The sequence below is a fragment of the Pseudarthrobacter sp. lyk4-40-TYG-27 genome (assembly GCF_030209295.1).
Lineage (GTDB): Bacteria > Actinomycetota > Actinomycetes > Actinomycetales > Micrococcaceae > Arthrobacter.
In genome coordinates this window covers 240,320-262,553 of the sequence record NZ_JARVSH010000003.1, presented here as the reverse complement: position 1 = coordinate 262,553, position 22,234 = coordinate 240,320, and the positions used below count along the sequence as shown (strand labels likewise).

At 67.4% G+C, this 22,234-nt stretch carries 19 protein-coding genes; 7 read left to right on the top strand and 12 right to left on the bottom strand.

Annotated elements, in window-relative coordinates:
• The 3 genes from QRM96_RS05680 to QRM96_RS05670 all read right to left on the bottom strand — a co-directional run bounded on the left by QRM96_RS05680 (position 1) and on the right by QRM96_RS05670 (position 3,364).
• Entirely contained in the window at positions 1 to 1,326 is a 1,326-nt protein-coding gene (locus tag QRM96_RS05680; RefSeq protein WP_109044098.1) for an ABC transporter substrate-binding protein, read from the bottom strand.
• A gap of 113 nt (positions 1,327 to 1,439) precedes the next feature.
• On the bottom strand, positions 1,440 to 2,270 hold the full coding sequence (locus QRM96_RS05675) for a hypothetical protein (protein WP_285318781.1): 831 nt from the start codon (positions 2,268 to 2,270) through the stop codon (positions 1,440 to 1,442).
• Positions 2,267 to 3,364, bottom strand: coding sequence for a Gfo/Idh/MocA family protein (locus QRM96_RS05670; RefSeq protein WP_243835394.1), 1,098 nt, complete (start codon positions 3,362 to 3,364; stop codon positions 2,267 to 2,269). The genes QRM96_RS05675 and QRM96_RS05670 overlap by 4 nt, the downstream gene beginning before the upstream one ends.
• A gap of 193 nt (positions 3,365 to 3,557) precedes the next feature.
• On the opposite strand from QRM96_RS05670, the gene QRM96_RS05665 reads away from it, so the two are divergent.
• Entirely contained in the window at positions 3,558 to 4,778 is a 1,221-nt protein-coding gene (locus tag QRM96_RS05665) for an ROK family transcriptional regulator (RefSeq protein ID WP_285318780.1), read from the top strand.
• Positions 4,779 to 4,838: 60 nt separating this feature from the next.
• Here the strand turns inward: QRM96_RS05665 and treS are convergent, their stop codons facing one another.
• The 5 genes from treS to QRM96_RS05640 all read right to left on the bottom strand — a co-directional run bounded on the left by treS (position 4,839) and on the right by QRM96_RS05640 (position 12,146).
• Positions 4,839 to 7,115 carry a maltose alpha-D-glucosyltransferase gene (treS, locus tag QRM96_RS05660; RefSeq protein ID WP_285246729.1) on the bottom strand — a complete coding sequence of 759 codons (2,277 nt, stop codon included), beginning with the start codon at positions 7,113 to 7,115 and terminating at the stop codon, positions 4,839 to 4,841.
• Between the two features lie 112 nt (positions 7,116 to 7,227).
• Positions 7,228 to 8,424, bottom strand: coding sequence for a glycerate kinase (locus tag QRM96_RS05655; protein ID WP_285318779.1), 1,197 nt, complete (start codon positions 8,422 to 8,424; stop codon positions 7,228 to 7,230).
• Position 8,425: 1 nt separating this feature from the next.
• Positions 8,426 to 9,874 carry a C4-dicarboxylate transporter DctA gene (gene dctA / locus QRM96_RS05650; RefSeq protein ID WP_285318778.1) on the bottom strand — a complete coding sequence of 483 codons (1,449 nt, stop codon included), beginning with the start codon at positions 9,872 to 9,874 and terminating at the stop codon, positions 8,426 to 8,428.
• Positions 9,875 to 10,012: 138 nt separating this feature from the next.
• The gene (locus QRM96_RS05645) at positions 10,013 to 11,110 is read right to left on the bottom strand and encodes a tartrate dehydrogenase (RefSeq protein WP_285318777.1); all 1,098 of its coding nucleotides are present in this window, start codon (positions 11,108 to 11,110) and stop codon (positions 10,013 to 10,015) included.
• A gap of 151 nt (positions 11,111 to 11,261) precedes the next feature.
• Positions 11,262 to 12,146, bottom strand: coding sequence for a LysR family transcriptional regulator (locus tag QRM96_RS05640; protein ID WP_285318776.1), 885 nt, complete (start codon positions 12,144 to 12,146; stop codon positions 11,262 to 11,264).
• Between the two features lie 185 nt (positions 12,147 to 12,331).
• Here QRM96_RS05640 and QRM96_RS05635 point away from each other — a divergent pair, with 185 nt between their 5' ends.
• The gene (locus tag QRM96_RS05635; RefSeq protein ID WP_285318774.1) at positions 12,332 to 13,219 is read left to right on the top strand and encodes a GAF domain-containing protein; all 888 of its coding nucleotides are present in this window, start codon (positions 12,332 to 12,334) and stop codon (positions 13,217 to 13,219) included.
• Positions 13,216 to 14,133 (top strand): SGNH/GDSL hydrolase family protein, encoded by a 918-nt coding sequence (locus QRM96_RS05630; RefSeq protein WP_285318772.1) that lies wholly within the window; start codon positions 13,216 to 13,218, stop codon positions 14,131 to 14,133. The genes QRM96_RS05635 and QRM96_RS05630 overlap by 4 nt, the downstream gene beginning before the upstream one ends.
• A 12-nt stretch (positions 14,134 to 14,145) precedes the next feature.
• Here QRM96_RS05630 and QRM96_RS05625 read toward each other — a convergent pair whose 3' ends face one another.
• Entirely contained in the window at positions 14,146 to 15,498 is a 1,353-nt protein-coding gene (locus QRM96_RS05625; protein WP_285318770.1) for a uracil-xanthine permease family protein, read from the bottom strand.
• A gap of 198 nt (positions 15,499 to 15,696) precedes the next feature.
• Between QRM96_RS05625 and QRM96_RS05620 the strand changes: the two genes are divergently transcribed.
• A complete protein-coding gene (locus QRM96_RS05620) occupies positions 15,697 to 16,302 on the top strand; it encodes a malonic semialdehyde reductase (RefSeq protein ID WP_285318769.1) in 606 nt (201 codons plus the stop codon).
• An 84-nt stretch (positions 16,303 to 16,386) separates the two neighbouring features.
• Here QRM96_RS05620 and pgm read toward each other — a convergent pair whose 3' ends face one another.
• Positions 16,387 to 18,048, bottom strand: a complete 1,662-nt coding sequence (pgm, locus tag QRM96_RS05615) for a phosphoglucomutase (alpha-D-glucose-1,6-bisphosphate-dependent) (RefSeq protein WP_285318768.1) — start codon at positions 18,046 to 18,048, stop codon at positions 16,387 to 16,389.
• A gap of 240 nt (positions 18,049 to 18,288) precedes the next feature.
• On the opposite strand from pgm, the gene QRM96_RS05610 reads away from it, so the two are divergent.
• Positions 18,289 to 19,200, top strand: a complete 912-nt coding sequence (locus tag QRM96_RS05610) for a nuclease-related domain-containing protein (RefSeq protein ID WP_109044086.1) — start codon at positions 18,289 to 18,291, stop codon at positions 19,198 to 19,200.
• On the opposite strand, the gene QRM96_RS05605 is transcribed toward QRM96_RS05610, so the two are convergent.
• Positions 19,160 to 20,083 (bottom strand): LysR family transcriptional regulator ArgP, encoded by a 924-nt coding sequence (locus QRM96_RS05605; protein ID WP_109044085.1) that lies wholly within the window; start codon positions 20,081 to 20,083, stop codon positions 19,160 to 19,162. The genes QRM96_RS05610 and QRM96_RS05605 overlap by 41 nt on opposite strands.
• A 95-nt stretch (positions 20,084 to 20,178) precedes the next feature.
• Between QRM96_RS05605 and QRM96_RS05600 the strand changes: the two genes are divergently transcribed.
• Together QRM96_RS05600 and QRM96_RS05595 are read left to right on the top strand one after the other, a co-directional pair.
• On the top strand, positions 20,179 to 20,751 hold the full coding sequence (locus QRM96_RS05600; RefSeq protein ID WP_285318767.1) for a LysE/ArgO family amino acid transporter: 573 nt from the start codon (positions 20,179 to 20,181) through the stop codon (positions 20,749 to 20,751).
• A gap of 34 nt (positions 20,752 to 20,785) precedes the next feature.
• Positions 20,786 to 21,274, top strand: a complete 489-nt coding sequence (locus QRM96_RS05595; protein WP_285318765.1) for a DUF4190 domain-containing protein — start codon at positions 20,786 to 20,788, stop codon at positions 21,272 to 21,274.
• A 138-nt stretch (positions 21,275 to 21,412) separates the two neighbouring features.
• On the opposite strand, the gene QRM96_RS05590 is transcribed toward QRM96_RS05595, so the two are convergent.
• Complete coding sequence (locus QRM96_RS05590; RefSeq protein ID WP_018762683.1) at positions 21,413 to 22,111, bottom strand: FadR/GntR family transcriptional regulator; 699 nt, start codon at positions 22,109 to 22,111, stop codon at positions 21,413 to 21,415.
• Positions 22,112 to 22,234 lie beyond the last annotated feature (123 nt).

Sequence of the window (22,234 nt, the reverse complement as noted above, 5' to 3'; positions counted from 1 at the left end):
TTACTTCTTCAGGACGGACTCGAGGCCGGACTGGAAGGTCTGCAGGGCGGTCTTGGCGTCGGCCTTTCCGGTGATGATGGTCTGGCTGAACTGGTTCAGGGCCTGGCCGCCGTCGAGGGCGGCAAGATTCGCGTTCAGCCTGCTGCCCTGGGAGGCGAAGGTCTTGGCGATCGGCTGCCAGTCCTTGACGATCTTGACGTTGTTGGGATCGTCCGCGAACTCGGGCATCTCCGTGATGGACTTGAAGACCGGCAGTGCGGACATGAGCTTCTTCTGCCACAGCTGCTTGAGCTGGCCCAGGTAGTACACCAGGAACTCCTCGGAGGCGTCTTGGGACGGGGTGTTGGTGTACATCATGATGTTGTTCGGGAACACGATGGTGGCTTTGTCCCCGTGCGGGCCCTTGATCGGGTCAGCGACCAGGAGGTCGCCGGAGGTGTCGCCCACGCGCTGCGGAACGTTCACCTGGAATAGGCCGTAGCCCGCCTTGCCGTCCTTCCACTGGGCTGACATGTTGTCGGTGGTGTAGCTGACCGCGGCGGGGTCCACGATGCCGTTGGACACGAGCTCCAGGACGAACTCCATGGCCTCGACGTTGCGGTCATTCAACAGGTCCAGCTCGCCGTCCTTGTTGAACACGCCGCCGCCGTTGTTGACCATCATCATGATCATGGAGTGGTTGGCGTAGTTGTTGCCGGCACCTGCGCCGGTGGTGAAGCCGAACGCGCCGACCTTCTTCAGGGCCTTGCCGGCTTCAAGGAGGGACGGCCAGTCCGTGGGCAGGGCAACGTTTGCCTTCTCGAAGAGGGACTTGCGGTACCAGAAGACGCGCATGTCCAGCTGCCAGGGAACAGCCACATAGCCCTTGTCCGACTTGAACGGGTCCAGCACGCCGGGCAGGAAGTCGTCGAACTGGCCGTTCGCCTTCAGCTTGTCGATCACCTTGTCCGCGTAGGCGATCTGGCCCTGCTGCTCGAACTGGAACGCCTGGAAGCCGCCGCCGGTGGAAACGGCGGGGCCGGTCTTGGAAGCAATCGCGGAGGAGAAGGTCTGGTAGAAGTTGTTCCACTGGATGATCTGGTAGCTGGCCTTGCTGCCGTTGGCACCGGAGAAGCCCTCGGCGATGCTCTTGGCGGCGTCGTTGTAGGCCGGCGTTGCCCAGGGCATGTCCCAGAACTTGACGGTCCCGCCGGCCCCGCCTCCGCCGCCCTGGGACGCCGAGCCGCCACCACAGGCTGCCAGCAGCGGCACGGAGGCCGCGGCAGCTGTCAGGCCCAGGAAACCGCGGCGGGAGAAGGAGCGGCGTGGTTCGGAAGATGCATTCATGGTGTGTCCTTTCGGGACCGTCGGACGCAGTGTGCCGTGGGTACGGTCCTGCTCATCGTTGAGAGTGGAGGTGGGACTGGGCTGCTGTGTTCGGTTGCGTATCTAAAAGGCGGTTACGTGGCGGTAAGGGTTGCGTAAAGGTCGGTCAGCCGGGCGAACCCGGCCAGGTCGTCCGGCCTGGTGCCGGCGCTGAGGTGTTCCTTCAGGCGCCGCCACGCAAACCGGTGGGCGGATTCGTACAGGGTGGGAAGCAGGAGGTCGCCGTGCGGCCCGGTGACCCGGACCTCGGCAGGCCATGCGGCGTCAGGGTCGGGGACCCGGACGGCAACCCCGCCGTCGGCGGTGTAAAGGCGGATGTCGACGCCGGCGGGCCGGGCGGCGGTCAGCACGCCCTGGGCGGTGAACGGCGCACCGTTTGCCAGCCGGCCGCTGGCCGTGTAACCGGAGGTGTCCAGGCGCAGGATGGCCACGCCGTCCAGGCGGCCCGCCACGGCAAGCAAGGCGGCGAAGTGGTCGCTGAGGAGTTGCCGTGGATCGGTGCCGGGCGCCGCCGTCGCCACGCTGTCCAGCAGCGAGGCGCTGCCGAGCCCGCTGCGCACTGCGCCACGGGCATCCGCGCCGGAACCTTCGCCGACCAGGGCCGGGTTCGCTGCCCAACGGAGATCGAGGACGACGACGGCCCCCGCCGCGTCCGCGGCAGCCGCGAGCCCCGAGGTGTCCTCGGGCACGGGGTTGGCCACCACAATGCCGCGGGCCCCTGCCTGCACGGCGCCGGCGGCTTCGGCGGCCCATCCACTGCTGCCCGCAACCACCCGCACGTCGGCCTGCCCGGAATGGCCGGCCGGCATAGGGCCGAACGTTGCAGGCAGCGATGCCACGGTCTCGGTGACGGCGCCTGCCTCCCGGGCTGCGGGCGTGGCGTGCACCGTGAAGTGGGCGCTCATGCGGAAACTCCTGCCGTGTCGGCTGCGGCCGCATGGTCCAGGGCGGCGCTTTCCACCGTGGCCTCGGCGATGGCCAGGGCGAACGTGAGGTCGTCGATCAGGGTTTGGGCGGGCGGGGCCTGCCGGGTTCCGTTGGCGAGCCCGGCAAGTTCGCGCCACTCGCCCTCGTAGCCGTTGTGGCCGAACGGGCCGAAGCTGGTGGTCTCGCTGCCGTCATTGCGGGTAAAGGTGGCCACAGCGGAGCCGGCCTGGACGTAGGAGGGTGTGAAGTCGATCCGGAGCGCGGAATCGTCGGCGATGGCCTCGAAAGTCCACTCGGGCTTCCAGGTGCCGTTCATGACGGCCCGCAGTTCAATGACCCGGGAGGGGGTCCGGAGCGAGACCGCGTAGCCGAACGGGCGGACGTGCCGTGCCTGCAGGACGTCGACGTGCTCGAAATCGGGCGTGAACCGGCGTACCAGCGGAAGGTCGTGGATGGCCAGGCCCATGATCCCGCCGTGGAGGGCGGCTTTGAGGACCTCGATGTCCGAGTAGTCCGGCCGCCCGGCGGCGGGGCGGGTGAGGATTTCCGTGGCGAAGTCTTCGAACCGGGCGTTCGGTGGCAGGACGATCGAGGAACGGATGGTGTGGGCCGTTTCGGGAAGGTCGCCCCAGTTCTGTTCGGCTGCGAGCCAGCCCGGATCGAAGGTGTGCATGGCGCCGACGACGATCGGGACCCCGGTTTCGGTGCTGACCGCAGAGATGCGGGTGGCTTCCTCGGCGTTCATTGCAAACGGCTTTTCGCAGAGGACAGCCTTCTTGCCGGCCCGGCATGCGGCGATGACCTGGTCCGCGTGGAACTGGTGGGGGCTGCAGATCGCGACGATGTCCACGGCCGGATCGCCCAGCAGCTCGTCCATGCTGGTGCTGGACGTTGCCCCGACGCGCGCCGCCACGGAAGCCGCAACGGCTGCGTCGACGTCCATGATGTGCCGTACCTCCAGGACATCGCGGAGCCGGGCCAGGGCGGGAAGGTGGATAGCTTGGGTCACCGGTCCTGCCCCCAGGATGCCAACCCCCAAGGGCTGGTCTGTCGGCGCGGTGTGATGGGACAAGTTCAATTACCTCTTCGTAAGCGGACTCTGCAGTGGTGGGATCACCGTGGTGGATACCAGCCATCGGATTCACGAATGTGCCCTGAGTCACAAGGTAGAACTACTTTTGCCGCGCGTCAAGCAAAAGTTGCTTGTTTCTCGTTATTCTTCTGGCGTGATGACAGTGCTAAGTAAGAGTGTTATGACTTAGTGCATGACTTCTCCACCCGCCGGGAAACAGCTCGGAAAGGAATCCGACGCCGGCAATCTGTCGCGCGCGGGGGACCTGTTCCAGCTGCTGCGGGACGGCAGGGCCCGTACCCGTGCCGAGCTCGCCCTAAGCACGGGCCTCGCCAGGTCCACGGTTGCCTCCCGGATCGACGCGCTCATGCTCTCCGGCCTGGTGGGACCTGCCGGTGAGGCACTCTCCAGCGGCGGGAGGCCGCCGTCGCGCTTTGCTTTCAACCCGTCCGCCCGCCTGGTGTTGGCCGTCGACGTCGGTGCCACGCACGTGATTGTCGCCGTCACCGACCTTGGCGGGACAATCCTCGCCGAGCATCGGCTGTCCCTGCAGGTGGCAGACGGGCCGGAAGCTGTGCTGGACCAGGTGGTTGCGCAGGGCAAGGAACTGCTGGCGTCCGCGGGACGCAGCGTCACCGAACTCGCCGGGATTGGCATCGGGCTTCCGGGGCCGGTGGAACACGACACCGGAAAACCGGTCAAGCCGCCCATTATGCCTGGCTGGGACGGGTTCGACGTGGTCAGCTACGTCCAGCGGTCCCTGCCCGTCCATGTGCTCGTGGACAACGACGTGAACATCATGGCGCTGGGGGAGCAGTCCGCCCACTGGCCCGAGCACAACAATTTCTTCTTCGTGAAGGTGGCCACCGGCATCGGGTCCGGCATCATCAGCAACGGGCAGCTGCAGCGCGGGGCGAACGGCACGGCCGGCGACCTTGGCCACGTCCAGGTGGCCCGCGGTGCGGAGGTCCTGTGTGCCTGCGGAAACTACGGGTGCCTTGAGGCACTCGCGTCCGGGCCCGCCGTCGCACGCTCCCTCCGGGACCAGGGCGTGGACGTCGCCAGGGGCGCGGATGTGCTCCGGCTCGCCGCCGACGGCAACCTGCAGGCCATCCAGGCGCTGCGGCAGGCCGGCCGGGACATCGGTGAGGTGCTTGCCACCGCGGTGAACCTGCTCAACCCGTCCGTCATCGTGGTGGGCGGCAGTTTCGGCGAAACGGGTGAGCACCTGGTGGCGGGAATCCGTGAGGTGGTGTACCGGCGCTCCCCGCCGCTGGCCACCTCGCACCTGCGCATCAATGTCTCCCGGGCAGGCGACCAGGCGGCCGTCCTCGGCGCGAGCCAGCTGGTTACCCAGTACGTCCTCTCGCCGTCCATCATCGAAGCCACGCTGGCGGGCGCGATCGCGGGATAGTACAGAGTAGCGCCGGGCGGCGCCGGGAACGAATCCTCCGGCGCCGCCCGGCGTCCTCCGTTAAGCCTCCGCGTCCGGCTCCGGCGCCTCGGTAAGGAGCAGTGCCGTCCCGCCGTAGGCCGGCAGTTCGAGGAAGAAGCTGTGCAGGTCGTCCACCTGCCCCACCGTCTCGCCGCTGAAGAGGTCCTTGACGTTCGCCCCGGAGGGCAGCTCGTTGGACTGGATGCTGCCGGCGATGTCCTGCCCGGAGAAGTTGAGCGCCGTGACCTGCAAGGCGCCGTCCTGGAGCCGGTTGACCAGCACCAGTGCCCCGCGGTTGGAGACCTCGGGGACATCGAGCAACGTGCCCGTGGCAATCCCGTTGTCCTCACGGACGGCAAGGATCCGCTGCAGCCTGCGCGCGAACGAGTTCGCATCCTGAAGCTGCTCCGGCAGCGTGCCGTACAGGCTGCGCGCCCGCGGCATGCCCGCCGAGGACGTGGTGGCGTCCGGGCTGGTCCCCATGAGGTCGTGCGCGCCGCGGTTGATCCAGCGGGTGTCGCCCTGGGAGGTGAGTTCCCGGACGCTGCTCCGGTCCAGGGCCAGGATGCCCGTGAGGTCCCAGCCGGAGAGGGCGAAGACTCCCGGCTGCAGCGCGTTGTACATGGCCAGGAGGATGTGGACGTCCCGGATCTGTGCCTCCTGCTCCGGGGTCACGGCGTCCGGATCCTGGATGCCCAGGGCGGCCATGATGAAGCTGACGGTGGTGCAGGCGATGCCGTTGGTGGTGAAGACGGCGTTGTACGGTCCGTTCTCACCGGTCAGCCGGTCCCGCAGGGTCTGCTGGACCTGCTCGGCGAGCTGTGCGCCGGTGAGTTCCTCACCGTTGAGTTCGAACATCTCCTCCCGGTGCCCGGCGGCGAAGTGCAGGAGCTCGTAGGTCAGTTCGTCATGGTTCTGCAGGGCGTGGACCAGGGACGCCTGGTCCACCCCGATCTCCATGGACAGGCGCAGCGTCAGACGCAGGAATTCGGTGTCCGCGGTGACAAGGGCGTAGTGGTACGCGGGGCGGGTGATGAAGTCGTACGACAGGTCGGGACCCGATTCGGAGGTTGCCTTGATGTCGTCGATGGTGAGGTTCAGTTCCTGGAAGGAGAACCCGCCCACCTTGCGGATCATGGATCCGATCAGCTGGTTGGCGGCCTCGGACAGCGGGTGGCCCTCGGACCAGCCGGGCTGTTCCTCGGCGCTCTTTTCCACGCCCAGGAACCCGTTGGCGTCAAGGCGGAGCGCCCCGGTGCCCAGGTCCACCAGGGAGTGCAGGGCGTCGCCCACCACCAGCCGCATCCCGGCGAAGGTGGGGTCCAGCCAGTTGATGGAGGGCTGCCCGGCCTTGAAGTAGTGCAGGTAGACCCAGCGGCGGGTCTTGCCGGTGGTGTCCACGATGGGCCGGGTGGCGCTCCAGTTGGTTTCCTTCACCCCGGGTTCGTAGAAGATGACGCGCTGGAGCCTGCCGATGATGTACCCGGCTTTCTGCAGCGCCTGTTCAGAATCAGGGCTGAGGTTGACCGAATCTGCCCCCTCCGGGACATCGGGCAGGAGGTTCCAGTCCTCCTCCGGAATGTCCACCATGTGGTAGATCCCGGGGTAGTCGCGGAAGTTCATTTCGGCCAACCGGAAGTCGGCGCCCTTGCCGGTGTGGCCCGGGACGATGTCGTCAATGACCGTGCCGCCGTGCTCGGCAGCGACCTCGCACATGCTGCGGAACTCTTCTTCGGTGCCGAAGACCGGATCGATCGCCATGCTGATCCGGTCGAAGTGCCCGTCAACACTGGGCGTGTGCGACCAGCCGCTGATGCCGCCGGCCAGTTTCACCGGCCCGGTGTGGATGCCGCGGATGCCGATCTCGCGGAAGGCTTCCCACATGGCCTTGTCTCCCAGGGCGGACAGGAAGGACCGGCCCGGCTCGGTGATGAAGGACAGCGGGTAAGCGGTGAACCAGACAGGGGCGCGTTCGACGGCGGCCCGGGGGTTCGGATGCGCGTACGAGTTCTGCCACATGCTGGCCTGGCCGGACAATTGCCGGGCCAGGACGTTGGCGTCACCGAGCATGGCCTGGTTGCGCAGCCAATCCACGTACGCAGCGTTCCGGCCGTCGAATTCGAAGGAGGGCCTGTTGCCCACGAATTGGCGCCGCCTCGCGACGGGCCGCAGCGCTTTTGGCCGGGCGGCGAAGAACTGTTCGTCGAAAGTGACTTCCAGGTCCGCTGCCGGCTCCGTGGCGGCTGCCTCCCCTTCCCCGACTCCGGCGGTGTTATCCGCATCCGAAACGCGCTCGCTGGTCCCCGGCTCCCGCATAAGCTCCTCTTTCCACTGCTCGTCTCCGTGCTGGCATGGATGCTCCGTAGCCCCTTGCCCGTGGAAAGGTACCCAGCCGGACAGGGAGTATTCGGTGTTCCCTCTCCCGATGCTACTGGGCGGTGCAACCGGTGGACGGGACAAACGTGCCGGGCTGGCGGATGCCTTGGCCGATCTGCCGGCCGATGTCGCGGCCGATCCGGGTGAGCAGGGCGGAGGACAGCACGGGGTCCTTGGCGGAGTCCCGGCTGGTGTAGTCGGCCAGGGCGTAGACCTGCGCCAGGGACAGGTCCGCCCAGCGTTCCCGGGGGAGCAGGGAGCGACCGGCAACGGCGATGAGGGTGCGGGTGCCGGAGCGCCGGGCCACCGCGGCGGGCAGCTTGCCGGCGAGGGTCTGCGCGTCGATGCTGCCTTCGCCCGTGATGACGACGTCGCAGCCGTCCTTGCGGGCATCGAAGTCCAGCAGGTCAAGGAAGAAGTCCGCTCCGGAGACTTGGCGCGCGCCCAGGAGCAGGCAGGCGAACCCGATTCCCCCGGCGCTGCCGGCTCCGTCATGCCGTGCCAGGCCGGCCGGGGCGCCGAACCCCGCGTCCGCCATCCTGCCCACGAAATGTTCCAGCCCGGCGTCGAGGGCGTCGACATCCGCCGGGCCGGCGCCTTTTTGCGGCCCGAAGACGGCCGCTGCCCCGGTCGGTCCGGTGAGGGGATTGGAGACGTCGCTGGCGACCACCAGTTCCGTCCCTGCCAGGCCTGGCAGGAGGGATCCCCGGACGGCGTGGATCCGGCCGAGTGCGTGGCCGGTCCCCGGCAGTTCCGTGCCGTCGGCCGCGAGGAAGGCGTATCCCAGGGCGGACAACATTCCCATGCCGCCGTCGGTGCTGGCGCTGCCGCCCAAGGCCAGGACGATCCTCGCGGGCGACAGGCCCAGGGCGAACCGGACCGCCTCACCGAAACCGCGGCTGGATGCATTAAGGGCATCCAGGGAGCCGTCCGCCAGGAGCGCGATCCCGCAGGTGTTGGCGACTTCGACGACGGCGGTGACGCCGTCGAATGCGATGGACGACCGGACCGTTTGACCCGTGGGGCCCGTGACGGTGCAGGCGTGCCGGGCGAAGCCGGCCGAGACGGCCGCGTCCACGCTGCCGTCCCCGCCGTCGGCCAGCGGAAGCAGCTCGCATTCGATGGTCCGGGCGGCCCCGGCGGTGGACCGGAGCCCGGCCGCCAGGGCGTGTGCCACCTCGCCTGCGGTGAGGCTGCCCTTGAATTTGTCAGGTGCGATCAGGGCGCGGACCGTGGTGTTGGCGGGCATGTCAGGCGGTTTCGGAGTAGAAGGGACTGCGGGCAGGCAGGGAAGGTTCGACGCCGGCGGTACTTTCCTGGAGGGCCGGCTCCTTGTGGGGGTGGGCGCCTGAACCGTCGGCGGCCTCGAGGTGGCCCGGCGCCAGGGCCGGAAGCGGGTCCACGGCTTCGCCGGCGAAGACGCGGCGCACACGGTCGGCGTCGAGGGTGCGGTCCCACCAGGCGATAAACAGGGTGGCCACGGCGTTGCCGGTGAAGTTAACCAGGGCCCGGCATTCGGACATGAACTTGTCGATGCCGAAGATCAGCATGATTCCGGCGGCGGGGATGGTCCCGATGGTGGCCAGGGTGGCGGTGAGGGCGATGAAGCCGCCGCCGGCGACTCCTGCCGCGCCCTTGGAGGTGAGCAGCATGACCGCGAGCAGGCCCAGCTGCTGGCCAATGCTCAGGTGGGTGTTGGTGGCCTGGGCAATGTAAAGGGCGGCCAAAGACAGGTAGATGGCAGCGCCGTCCAGGTTGAAGCTGTAGCCGGTGGGGACCACCAGGCCGACCGTTTCCTTCTTGACTCCGGCATTCTCAAGCTTGCGCATCAGGCCTGGAAGGGCGGGCTCGGCGGTGGAGGTGCCCAGGATGAGCATGTATTCCTCCTTGAGGTGCCGGATCATGCTGAAGATGTTCAGCTTCAGGAACGCCATGACCGAGCCGAGGACCACCACGACGAAGAGGATGGAGGTGGCATAGAACAGGGCGATCAGGCCGCCCATGCTGGTGAGCGATGAGACGCCATACTTGCCCACGGCAAAGGCCATGGCACCGAAGGCTCCCAGGGGCGCAGCTTTCATGATGAAGCCGAGGATCTTGAACATGACCCCGGTCAGCCGCTGCACCCCGTCAAGGACCGGGGCGCCCACCTTGCCCAGGGCGTTCAGGGCGATTCCGAAGACCACCGCAATGAAGATGATTTGCAGGATGTCGCCAACCACGAAGGGCTGGACCACGCTGGTGGGGATGATGTTGGTGATGAACTGCCACCATTCCTGGTGCTGGCCCGCATCGATCAGCTTGGCGGCCGAGTCCGAGGTCTTTATGGCGCCCGGATCGGCGTTCACGCCTTCGCCGAGCCGGAAGACGTTGATGGCTACCAGGCCGAATGCCAGGGCGCAGATGGTGCCGACCTGGAAGTAGGTCAGCGCCTTCAGCCCGGTCATGCCCACCTTCTTCAGGTCAGCCACGCTGGCGATGCCGCCGACGATCGTGAGGAACACGATGGGCCCGATGAGCATCTTCATCGCGTTTACGAAAGTGGTGCCGATCGGTTCCATGGCGATACCGGTTGCCGGGGCGAGCCAGCCGACCAGGATGCCGATGACGATCGCCGTCAGTACCCAGAAGTACAGCTGGCGGTACCACCGGGTTTTCGGGGCCGCTGTTGTAGCCGCGGCGGTGCTGGTGTGGTCCATGATTCCTACCTCATTGTGGAATGTCGCTGGAGGATGTTCTGAAGAAAGTTGGTGCGGGGCGGCCGGCGGTACTGCTTCACCGCCCGCCCCGTGCTTGGAATCGGCAACCGGATGGCGGCGCCGGGGGCTACTGCGTGCCTAGACCGCTGCCGGAGTGAGCGTCAGGGCCTTGATGATGGCTTCGGTGACGTCCCCGGTGTTTGCCTTGCCCCCCACGTCGCGGGTCAGGTGGCCGGCGCCGGTGGCCGCTTCGATGGCGGCTTCCACCTGGCGGGCTTCCGCGTGCAGGCCGAAGTGGTCCAGCATCAGGGCGGCGCTGGCGATGGCGCCGATCGGGTTGCTGATGCCCTGGCCGGCGATGTCCGGTGCGGAGCCGTGGACGGGTTCGAACATGGACGGGAAGCGGCGCTCCGGGTTCAGGTTGGCGCTGGCCGCCAGGCCCAGGCTGCCGGCCAGCGCCGAGCCGAGGTCGGAGAGGATGTCGGCGTTCAGGTTGGAGGCGACGACGACGGAGAGATCCTCGGGCTTGAGGATGAACTTGGCGCTCATGGCATCCACCAGGACGCTTTCGGTCTGGACGTCCGGGTAGTCCAGGGCGACGCGGTTGAAGACCTCGTCCCAGAGGACCATCCCGTACTGCTGCGCGTTGGACTTGGTGACTGAGGAAACCTTCTTGACGGCCCGGGTCCGGGCCAGGTCGAAGGCGAACCGCATGATGCGCTCGCAGCCCTTCTCGGTGAACAGGGCGGTCTGCAGCGCCACCTCATTGCCGGGTCCGCGCCCACTGAGGTTCCGGCCGCCGAGGCCGGCGTATTCACCCTCGCTGTTCTCGCGGACCACCACCCAGTCCAATTCGGTGGTGTCGGCCTTGCGGAGCGGGGACTGCACGCCGGGGAGGAACTTCACCGGGCGGATGTTGGCCCACTGGTCGAAGTTCTGGGTGATGTTCAGGCGCAGGCCCCAGAGGCTGATGTGGTCCGGGACGTTTTCCCAGCCGACGGCCCCGAAGTAGATGGCGTCGAAGTCCTTCAGGGCGTCCAGGCCCTTGGGGTCCATCATCTGGCCGGTCCTGGCGTAGTACTCGCTGCCCCAAGGGAACTCGGTCCAGTCGAAGGCAAACTTTCCGTTCGAGTGTTCGGCCAGGGCGTCCAGGACTCGGCGGCCTGCGGACACCACTTCCTTGCCCACGCCGTCGGCCGGGATCGAAGCGATGCTGAATGTCTGGTTGGCGCTCATGTGCCTACCTCCTCGTTGAGTGCGGGCAGTGTGCGGGTGTCGCCCCGGTCACACTGTTTTCTTCCTCTTCAAGTAGACGGGCGCAGCGGGTTGGGCGTCCAAGACCAAGATTCGATCCTGCTGATAGGAAGGGCCTATCAACGATGGGTGGCTATTCCACGTGGTCCTTGGCCACCTGCAAGAAGGCGCGCGCCGCTGGCGTGAGGTCGTCCTTGCGGCTCAGGATGGCCACCTCCAGGTGGGAAACCGGCTCAATGAGGAGCGTGCGCAAGCCAGCCTTCCCGGCGGTCGGGGCCCACGAGGAAGGCATCACCGCGTGCCCCACCCCTGCCAGGACGAGGGGCAGGACCGAGGTGCGGTGGGCCACTTCCACGACGATCTCGGCATTGACCCCGCGCGCCAGGGCGTCATCCACCAGCCAGCGCATCAGGGAGCCCCGCTGGCTGGCGATGAGCCGGTGCCCGTTCAGGTCCTCCCGCGCGATGGCCTTACCCGGGCCAAAGGTGTCTGCCTGCGGATTGACGATCAGGATCAGCGGCTGGCGCTCCAGCCCAAGCACTTCCACCCCGGGCACGCGGATGGCGGTGGCAGAACCGGCCAGCCCGATCTCGGTGCTGCCGTTGCGCACCGACTCGATGACCTCCTCCGGCGTGAAGGCTGCCTCCACGTTCAGCCTCACCGACGGATAGGACCGGGTGAACGCGGCGATCATGGAGGTCAGCGGTTCGATTCCGGGCGAGGGCATGGTGACGATGTCCAGCTGCCCGCTGCGGACGCCGCGCAACGCCTGAACCGCGGATTGCGCGGCGTCCAGGTCCCGCATCACCAGCCGGGCCGGCCCCACCAGCTCCCTGCCCGCGTCGCTGAGGACGGCGCGGCGGCCAATCCGGTGGAACAGCGGAACACCCAGTTCCCTTTCCAGGCCCGCGATGGTCTGGGACAGTGAAGGCTGGGCGATCAGCAGGTGTTCGGCCGCGCGGTTGAACCCGCCGTGGTCCACCACCGCCAGGAAATATTTCAGCTTCCGGGTGTCCAAACGGGGCTCCTCTCCGGCCGGACCTGTGCTGCGGTGCAGCTGTTGCCGTACAGGGACCCTATCAGCGAACAATTTCTTCCTCTTTTTGGCTTATTCCTGCTGCCACTCCCGCCAGGGCCCGGTTCGGACGTATTCTGGGAACCAGGTTTTGTAGTAAGCCGAAGCGCTTCGAACAGGGCTGGAACATGGCGGCTGAACCTTCGGAGCAGGTTGGCTGGGGGCTGCTTCCTGTTACCCCGGAGCCGGTCTTCGACAACAAGGATGTCGAAACCTTCCTCCGGGAAGTCACCCATGACTTTATGAGCGAGATCAAGGGTGAACGCCGCGGTATCGGCTGGGCCGCCACGCTTTTCCGCCTGGGCCAGGGACGCACGCTTGCGGCCAGCGCGGAGCAGGCGCGGGAGGCGGACCGGGAACAGTGCTCGTTTGCCGACGGGCCCCTCATGGAGGCCATGCGCACCGAGGAATTCGTCCTGGTATCCGATCTCAGCCGTGACCGGCGCTGGCCCGGTTACGCGAGTGCGGCGTCGGGCCATGGGGTGCAGTCGATGCTCTCCGTTCCCATCATGTCTGAAGGCGGGACGAGTGCCGCCATCACCTTCTACGCGGGCGTGCCGCACGCGTTTACCAGCGATGACCTGGTCAGGATTCAGGGCTTTGTGCGCCAGATGGCCCGGGCCCTTCGCCTCGTGTTCCGCGTGGCCGAGAGAGCCGAAGCGACGGCCGGCCTCGCCGTCGTCCAAAGCTCCCTGGTCCTGGTGGACCTGGCCGTGCGCAGCCTTTCCAGCGAATACGGCCTCAGCAGGGAGGCCGCGCTGCTCTTCCTGCAGACGCAGGCACTGCACCATGAGCTTGACCTGCGGGACGCGGCCCTGAACGTCGTGGCCCCGGGGACCGGCCGGGACCGGAGCGGCGCAACGCCGTCCGCGTTGCGGCAGGAAGCGTACGACGGCGTCGCGGAGCTTCCGCGCCCGTCGGCGGCGGGGCGGGGCTTTCCAACCGGAAAGCAACCCCGCAGGAACGCTGCGGTGAAGACGGAAACCCCGCCTCCCGCAGAAGGGAGGACAGCATGACCATCCAGAAGCAGGAGCCGCGCCTCATCGCGGACAGCCCGGACGGCCACCCCTGGCGCCGGTTCGTTGCCCTGGGAGACTCCTACACCGAAGGAATCGGCGACCCGGAACCGCTCAGCCTGGGCGGCCTTCGGGGCTGGGCGGACCGTGTGGCCGAGGAGCTGGCGTCCCGCCGTCCCGACTTTGCGTACGCCAACCTGGCCATCCGGGGACTGCTGCTGCGGCAGATCCTCGACGGTCAACTGGCCGCGGCGCTGTCCTTGAAGCCGGACCTTGTCGCCATTGCCGCCGGTGGCAACGACATCATCTTCAGGCATGGCGATCCGGACAAACTGGCCGGGAAGCTGGACCATGCCATCGGCACGCTCGCAGCCACCGGTGCCACCGTGCTTCTTTTTGCGGGCCCGGACTGGGGCAACACACCGGTGTTCGGCAAGATCCGCGGCCGCGTGGCCATCTACAACGAGCACCTGCACACCATCGGGGCCAGGCACCACGCCATCATGGTTGACCTGTGGTGCCTGCCCGAGCTTCAGCACGCGTCAATGTGGGACCCGGACCGGCTGCATCTGTCGCCGCTGGGCCACCACGCCGTGGCCGCGGCAACCCTTGATGCGCTGGGAGTGGAGCATGCGCTCAAGCCGTTGCAGCCGAAGCCGCTGCCGGCCCACGGGTGGACGCAGGCCCGGGCGGAGGACCTGGTGTGGGCGCGGCAATATTTCATGCCGTGGGTGCTCAAGCAGTTGCGGCCCCGCCAGGCCGACGCGCTGGCGGCCAAGCGGCCGCAGCCCGGCCCGGTCTTCGGCCAAGGCCTGCCCGGTCCCTTCCCGCCGGGACACCCGGCCAAGGGACCGGCGATGGGCCCCGGCACGGCAGCCGGCGGCCCGGATGGGAGGGCGGACCGGGTGGCCTGACGCCGGTCCGGGTCAGCGCTTCCTGGGCGTCCGCTTCGAGGCTGCATTCATGGCAGCCTTGACGGCCGGCGGCAGTCCCGTCTGCTCGGTTTCGGGTTCGGCCGCTGTTCCCCGCGCCTTGGCGATGGCGCGCATGCCGTGGTAGATCACCAGTGCGGCTGCCGAGCCCAGCGCGATGCCGGTGAACTTGAGGTCGCCGATGGTCCAGGTGTAGTCGGCGATGCCGATGATCAGGGCCACAGCCGCGGTGGTCAGGTTTACGGGATTGGCGAAGTTCACCTTGTTCTGGACCCAGATCTTCACGCCGAGGATGCCGATCATGCCGTACAGCATGGTGGCCGCGCCGCCCAGGACGCCGGCCGGGACGGTGGCAATCAATTCGCCGAACTTGGGGGAGAAGCTCAGCAGGATGGCGAACATGCCGGCCACCCAGTAGGCCGCCGTCGAATACACCTTGGTAGCCGCCATGACGCCGATGTTCTCGGCGTAGGTGGTGGTTCCCGAGCCGCCGCCAAGGCCGGCGAGGACTGTTGCCGCGCCGTCGGCCATCAGCGCCCGGCCGGAGACGCCGTCAAGGTTTTGCCCCGTCATGGCGGCAACCGACTTCACATGGCCGATGTTCTCCGCCACCAGCACCAGGACTACAGGGACGAACAGTCCCAGCACGCCGATGTGGAACTCGGGGGTCTGGAACTGCGGCAGGCCAACCCAGGCTGCGGCGTCCATCTTGTCGTAGGCCACCTCGCCCCGGAGCATGGCCACCAGGTAACCCACCACGACGCCCGCCAGGATGCTGAGCCGGCCGAGGATTCCGCGGAACAGGACGCTGACCAGGATGATCGTGGCCAGCGTGACGACGGCCGTGATGGGTGCGGCGTCGAAGTTCTGCTTGGCTGCGGGGGCAAGGTTCAGGCCGATCAACGCGACGATGGCGCCGGTGACGATGGGCGGCATCAGCCGGTTGATCCACCCGGCGCCGAACTTCTGCACCACGGCACCCACGAGGGCCAGGGTGGCACCGGCGAGCACCACGCCGCCCAGCGCGCCCGGGATGCCGAACTGTGCCTGCGAGGCTGTGATGGGCGCGATGAACGCAAAGCTGGAGCCGAGGTAGCTGGGCACCCGGCCCTTGGTGACCACCAGGAACAGCAGGGTTCCGATGCCGGAGAAGAACAGCGTGGTGGCCGGCGGCATCCCGGTGATGATGGGCACCAGGAAGGTGGCGCCGAACATTGCCACCACGTGCTGCATGCCCACGCCGATGGTCAGGGGCCAGGCCAGCCGCTCATCCGGGGCCACCACCTGGCCGGGCTTGATGGTTTTGCCGGTGCCGTGCAGCTTCCATTTGATTCCGAGCATGCTCATGGGAAGGAATGCCTTTCAGGGGTGCCGCGAGGGGGCGAAGGATAACTCGGTCCAGAATACCGCCAAGTATTTCGCTGCCGTCCGTTGTGGCCAACGTCACCTGCCGTCATGGGAAGAGGAACCAAGCACTTGAAGTTGCAACTATGGAAAGCACAGAGGCCACCCCGGTAGGCGGGCGGCACAGCGAAAGGTAAGCCAATGACCATTGCACACGAAGAAGCGGTTATCGATTCGGCGGCCGTGGACGCGATCTTCGCCCGGGCCCGCACCGCCAACACGTTCACCGGCGAGGTGACCGAGGAGCAGGCGCAGGCCATCTACGAACTGACCAAGTTCGGGCCCACCGCCTTCAACTCCCAGCCGCTGCGCGTCACGTACGTTCGCTCGCCCGAAGCCCGCGCCACCCTGGTGGATGCGCTGTCCCGCGGCAACCAGGCCAAGACCGCGTCGGCTCCGCTGGTGGCCATCCTTAGCTATGACACCGACTGGGCGGGCAAGTGGGACAGCTTCCTGCCCGGCTACAACGCCCCCAAGGCCATGTACGATGCCGATCCCGAGCTCGCCGCCGCGACGGGCAACAACAACGCCCACCTGCAGGCCGGCTACTTCATCCTGGCCGTCCGCTCACTCGGTTTCGCCGCAGGACCGATGACCGGCGCCGACTTCAAGGCCATCGACGCCGCCTTCTTCCCGGCCGGTAACCAGAAGAGCTTCCTGGTGGTCAACATCGGCCAGCCCGGTGAGGAAGCCTGGGGCGAGGCGAAGCCCAAGTACTCCTACGACGACGCCGTCCGCACCGTCTGACGCCACGGCACGTTCCGCGGCTAAACCACGAACGCCCCATCACTTGGTGATGGGGCGTTCGTGCTTAAGCTGCGGGGCTTCCGGTCAGGCGATGACGCTGTCGACCAGCGCCTTGGCCTCGGCCTGCACCTGCTTGAGGTGTTCCTCACCCTTGAAGGACTCGGCATAGATCTTGTACACGTCCTCGGTGCCGGACGGGCGGGCAGCGAACCAGGCGTTCTCGGTGACCACTTTCAGGCCGCCGATGGCAGCGCCGTTGCCGGGTGCCTCGGTGAGCTTGGCGGTGATCGCCTCCCCGGCCAGTTCGGTGGCCGTGACGTCAGCGGCGGAGAGCTTCCCCAGCTTGGACTTCTGCTCACGCGTGGCGGCTGCGTCAATGCGGGCGTAGACGGGAGCGCCGAACTGGTCCGTCAACGCCTTGTACAGCTGTGACGGCGACTTCCCGGTCACGGCGGTGATCTCGGAGGCCAGCAGCGCCAGCAGGATTCCGTCCTTGTCGGTGGTCCACACGCTGCCGTCCAGTTTGTTGAAGGATGCGCCGGCGGATTCCTCGCCGCCGAACGCGCCTTCACCGGAGAGCAAACCGGGGACAAACCATTTGAAGCCCACCGGGACTTCCACCAACTTGCGGCCCAGGCTCTCCGCCACCCGGTCGATGATCGAGGAGGACACGAGGGTCTTGCCCACCACGGATTCGGGGTTCCAGCCGCTGCGGTTGCGGTAGAGGTAGTCGATGGCGACCGCGAGGTAGTGGTTCGGGTTCATCAGGCCGCCGTCGGGGGTGACGATCCCGTGGCGGTCGGCGTCGGCGTCGTTGCCGGTGGCGACGTCGAAGGGCACGGACCCGTCGGCACCCACCGACATCCGGCTGATCAGGGAGGCCATGGCGGACGGCGACGAGCAGTCCATCCGGATCTTCTCGTCCCAGTCCAGGGTCATGAAGGCCCACTGCGGGTCCACGGTGGGGTTGACGACGGTGAGGTTCAGGTGGTGCCGTTCGGCGATCTCGCCCCAGTAGTCCACGGACGCCCCGCCCATGGGATCGGCGCCGATCCGGACTCCGGCCTCGCGGATGGCGTCCAGGTTCAGGACGGACGGAAGGTCATCCACGTAGCTGCTCAGGAAGTCGAACTTGCCGGTAGTGTCCGCGGCCTGCGCGTCGGCCAGCGGGATCCTCTTGACGCCGCGCAGTCCGTTCTCCAGCAGTTCGTTGGCACGGTTGGCAATCCAGCCGGTGGCGTCCGAGTCCGCGGGTCCGCCGTGCGGCGGGTTGTACTTGAAGCCGCCATCGGCCGGCGGGTTGTGGCTGGGGGTCACCACAATGCCGTCAGCCTGCGGGGCGCCGGGCGCGGCCTTCCGGTTGTATGTGAGGATGGCGTGGCTCAAGGCCGGGGTGGGGGTGTAGCCGTGGCGGGCGTCCACCAGGACGTGGACGCCATTGGCGGCCAGCACCTCCAAGGCGGAGTTCTGCGCCGGTTCGCTCAGGGCATGGGTGTCCTTGGCCAGGAACAGCGGGCCGGTGACACCCTGCGCTGCCCGGTATTCCACGATCGCCTGGGTGATGGCCACGATGTGCTGCTCATTGAAGGACGCTTTGAGGCTGGAGCCCCGGTGCCCGGAGGTGCCGAACACCACGCGCTGGCCGGGATCACCCAGGTCCGGCGCGATGTCGTAATACGCATCAAGGAGCGCAGTGATGTCAACAAGGTCCTGGGGTTGGGCAACTGTACCCGCGCGGCTAGCCATGGGACCAGCATGCCAGAACCTGGCGGGAGTCAAAACGAATTGCCCAGGATCCGGACGCTGTGACACGCAATGACGTCACCAAGCAAGTAGTGCACCTGAGTACCGCGCCGTGAAAGTACCTATATACCGGCCCTTCAGCGCCCTGCTATTTTCAAGAAAATTCCAGGCACGCAAGCGAAAGCAACGGACGACGGCGGGACCCGCCGATCGTCCCGTCCGGCAAGGAAGCGGGGACGTCCAATGGGGGCAGGAGACGGGGCAGCCGAGCAGTCCAGGCTCGCTGCCGAACGCGTTGCCAGGCTGAAGCGCCAGCTGGATGAGGCCGAACGGTCCACCAAGGCCTGGGACGCCGGAGCCCTGGGGGAGCGGGTGGTGGCGGACAAGCTCAGCGAATTGGTCCCGCGGGGCTGGTACGTGCTGCACGATGTCCACTGGCCGGGCCGGCCCAAGGCCAACCTTGACCATGTCCTGGTGGGCCCCGGCGGGGTGGTGGTGGTTGATTCGAAGAATTGGTCCGGCGAAGTGCGCGTAGTGTCCGGCGTGCTCTGGCAGGGCCGCTACGCGCGGACCCAGGCCGTGGAGGGAGCGCTGGCACAGTGCGCCGCCGTCGCCTCGGTGCTGGCCCCCCAGCATCGCCGGCTGGTGCGTCCGCTCATCTGCATGGCGGCCCAGCCGGATCTCTTCGGGGTGACCGCCTCCGATGTAGCCGTGGCGGGTTCCCACCGGGTGGTGCGGACCATTGAGGCGCTTCCGCCGGTGCTGGATCCGCAGGCGGTGGTGGGGTTGTACGAGCAACTGGGCCAGCAGCTCACGCATGAACAGGAGCCCGGCATCACGGCCCTGCGGAACGTCCGCCCCGGAACCGTGGTGCGCCCGGCAGGGGCCCTGCCGCCTGGCGGCCCCGTCGCGGGTGCTGCGGAAGGGAGCAGGCCACTTGACGGCAAGGGCCGCAGCGGAAGCATGTCCCGGCATCCGGCCGGCCGCAACCTGCCGGCCGGCGGATCCCGGGCAGGAGCACCGGCAGGGATCCGGGCCGGCCGGCGCGGCGGGAAAGCCAAAGCGCAGCAGAGCGGCACCAGCGGCGGGAAGTTGGCCCTGCTGGCGGCCTTCGTCATTTTTGCCGTTTATTTCCTGCCCTACTTGGCCCGCTGACACCCTCTCCGCCGCCGGGCCGCAGCCGGTCTTTGGCCGCGGTCCGTACCGCGCGGGTGATCCGGTTCAGGCCGTCAGAATCGAGGGTCCAGGCCTGCCAGTAGAGGGCCACATCCTGGTAGCCGTCATCCAGCCGGACCAGGGTGCCGTCCGAAAGGCCATCCGTGAGCTGGAGCTCGGGGATCATGCCCCAGCCCAGGCCCGCCTTGACCGCCGCGAAGAAGCCCTCCGATGACGGCACGGTGTGCGTGGGGGGAGGCTGCGCAATGCCCTTGGCCGCCAGCAGTTGCAGCTGGAGGTTGTCCTTGGCGTTGAATTTCAGGACGGGCATGGCGGCCCAGTCAACACTGTCGGCCGCCGCAAACCGGCGCCGCAGTCCGGCGCTGGCCACCGGGATGTACCGCATGGAACCCAGCATTTCTGCCCGGCACCCGCTGACGGGCACGGGATCAGAGGTTACGGCGCCCATCACGTCTCCTTCGCGGAGCAGCTGGCTGCTGTAGCCCTGGTCTTCGACACGCAGGTCCAGCACGGCGTCCTCCCATTCGGCGGCCCGATGGAGGACGGGGACGAACCAGGTGGCCAGGGAGTCGGCGTTGATGGCCACGGGCAGGTGGGCGCGGGCTGGCGGCCCCGCGCCCAGCGCCGCCGATGTCTCCGCCTCCAGCACCTGGACCTGCCGTGCCATGCGCAGCAGCAGTGCGCCGGCGTCCGTGGTGGTGCAGGGCGACCGGCGGCGGACCAGGACCTGGCCCACGGATCCCTCGAGGGCCTTGATCCGCTGGCTGACGGCTGACGGCGTGATGCGCAGGAGGTCCGCCGCCGCCTCGAATGTTCCTTCGTCGATAACCGCAACCAGGGCCTTAAGATGCTCCAGATTCATGAAGAGATTCTAATGCGTACGCAGAATCCTTTACTTGCCTACATATCTCATAGGACCCTACCGTCGTAGCCATGTGGACTTCGTGGATAACCGGCATGCTGACCGGATTGGCGCTCATCGTGGCGATCGGTGCCCAGAACGCCTTCGTCCTGCGGCAGGGGATCCGCCGCGAACACATCGGCGTGGTGGTGGCGGTGTGCATGGCCGGTGACGCGCTGCTGATCGTGGGCGGTACAGCCGGAATCGGGGCCGTGGTGACCCGCTTCCCCGGGGTGCTCGAAGTCCTGCGGTGGGCAGGGGCCGCCTACCTTTTGTGGTTCGTGGTCCGGTCCTTCCTGGCGGCAGCGAAGCCCTCAGTGTTGGCGGAGCAGGAGCCCCGGTCCAAACACTCGGTTTTCGCCACCACGGCGGCCCTCACGTTCCTGAATCCCCACGTCTACCTGGACACCGTGGTGCTGCTCGGCAGCCTGGCCAACCAGCAGGGGCCGGACCTCCGCTGGATCTTTGCCGCCGGCGCCGTGGCCGGAAGCATCCTGTGGTTCTCAGCGTTGGGGTACGGGGCGCGGGCCCTGGCGGGCGTCCTGGGCAGCCCGCGCACCTGGCGCTGGATCGATGCAGGCATCGGTGTTTTGATGCTGGTGCTGGCCGTCCGCCTGGTCCTGCACTGAAGTAGGCTGGAGCCAGATCCGCAGGGGAGAAACCATGACTGACCAGCCGTCCCAGGGGCCCGACTACCAGCGTCCCGACCGCCAGGGCAACGATGCGCCGTGGCCCAGCTACCAACCGCCGGCCCAATACGGCCAGACGCAGTACGGACACGGCCAATACGGGCAGTCCCAGTACGGCCCAAGCTACAACCAGGGCCAGTTCAACCAGTCCCAGTACGGCCAGGGGCAATACTTCGGCCAGCCGGCTTACTATGGCAGGCCGGCCGAGCCAAAGACCCTGAGCATCGCCAGCATGGTCTGCGGCATCGCCTCCGTCATCATGGGCTGGCTGCTCCTTCCCCAGCTGGCAGCCATCATTACCGGCCACCTCGCCCTCAGGCGCGAGCCGTCCGGCAAGGGGATGTCCATCTCAGGCCTGGTACTGGGCTACCTGTGCCTGCTGGGCTACGGCGCCCTGTGGTTGCTGCTCATCATCGGCCTCACCGTTGCCAGCACCACGGGTTCGAATTCCGGGACGTTCTAGGCGCCCTGCCCCCGCCGCGCGGCGGTTAAGGGTCGGCACCGAATAAAGTCCCCTCCGGTTGGACTGCTCCCCTGCGCATGGCAGGAGGACTGGTCCATGCGACGGGGATGCTGCCGCTGCGAACCTGCAGTCGTGCCGCTAGCGGAGCAGTTCCACGTCCGAGACGAGGTCGATGTGCGCCAGCATGGCCTCCGTTGCTGCGGCCGGATCCTGCGCGCGGATGGCGTCGGCGATCCGGCGGTGTGACGCCAGTGACTGTTCCGGACGCCCGGGCTGGCCCAGCGATTCCATCCGGGTTTCCAGGATCATCTCGGCGATGAAGGCCATCAGCTGCGCCAGCACGGAGGAGTGCGCCGCCGCGGTTATGGCCTGGTGGAAGAGCTCATCGCCATGGGTGCCTCGATCGCCGTCGTTGATCTCCCGTGCCATGACGTCCAGGGCGTTGTCGATGGCGGCGAGGTCGTCCCCGGTCCGGCGTTCGGCGGCCAGTGCCGCGAGCTTCCCTTCCAGGGTGCTGCGGGCTTCGACGATCTCCGGCAGCCGGCTTTGGTGCTCGCGGAGGCCCTTGATGACGGATGCCACGCTGGGACGCCGTGCCAGGACTGCCCCTGTGCCGTGCTGCACGTCGATCACTCCCAGCACTTCGAGGGCCACGAGTGCCTGGGCCAGGGTGGCGCGGGAAACTCCCAGCCGCTCGGCAAGGTCGCGTTCGGCAGGCAGCAGGTCCCCGGGGCGGAGCTGGGCCGACTCGATGTAGGCGAGGATCTGCTCCACCAGCTGCTCATAGAGCCGGGGACGCGAGACCCGCTCCAGGCCCGCCCGTGCCGTCTTTTCCACAGTTCCTCCCGAGGTTCTCGGACCAGAATACCCCCTTCATCTATTGACAGATAGACTCACTGTCTAAGAGGCTAGTCCAGTGAGCCAGTAACTCACGTCACATTCTTTCGTTCCAATGGAGGA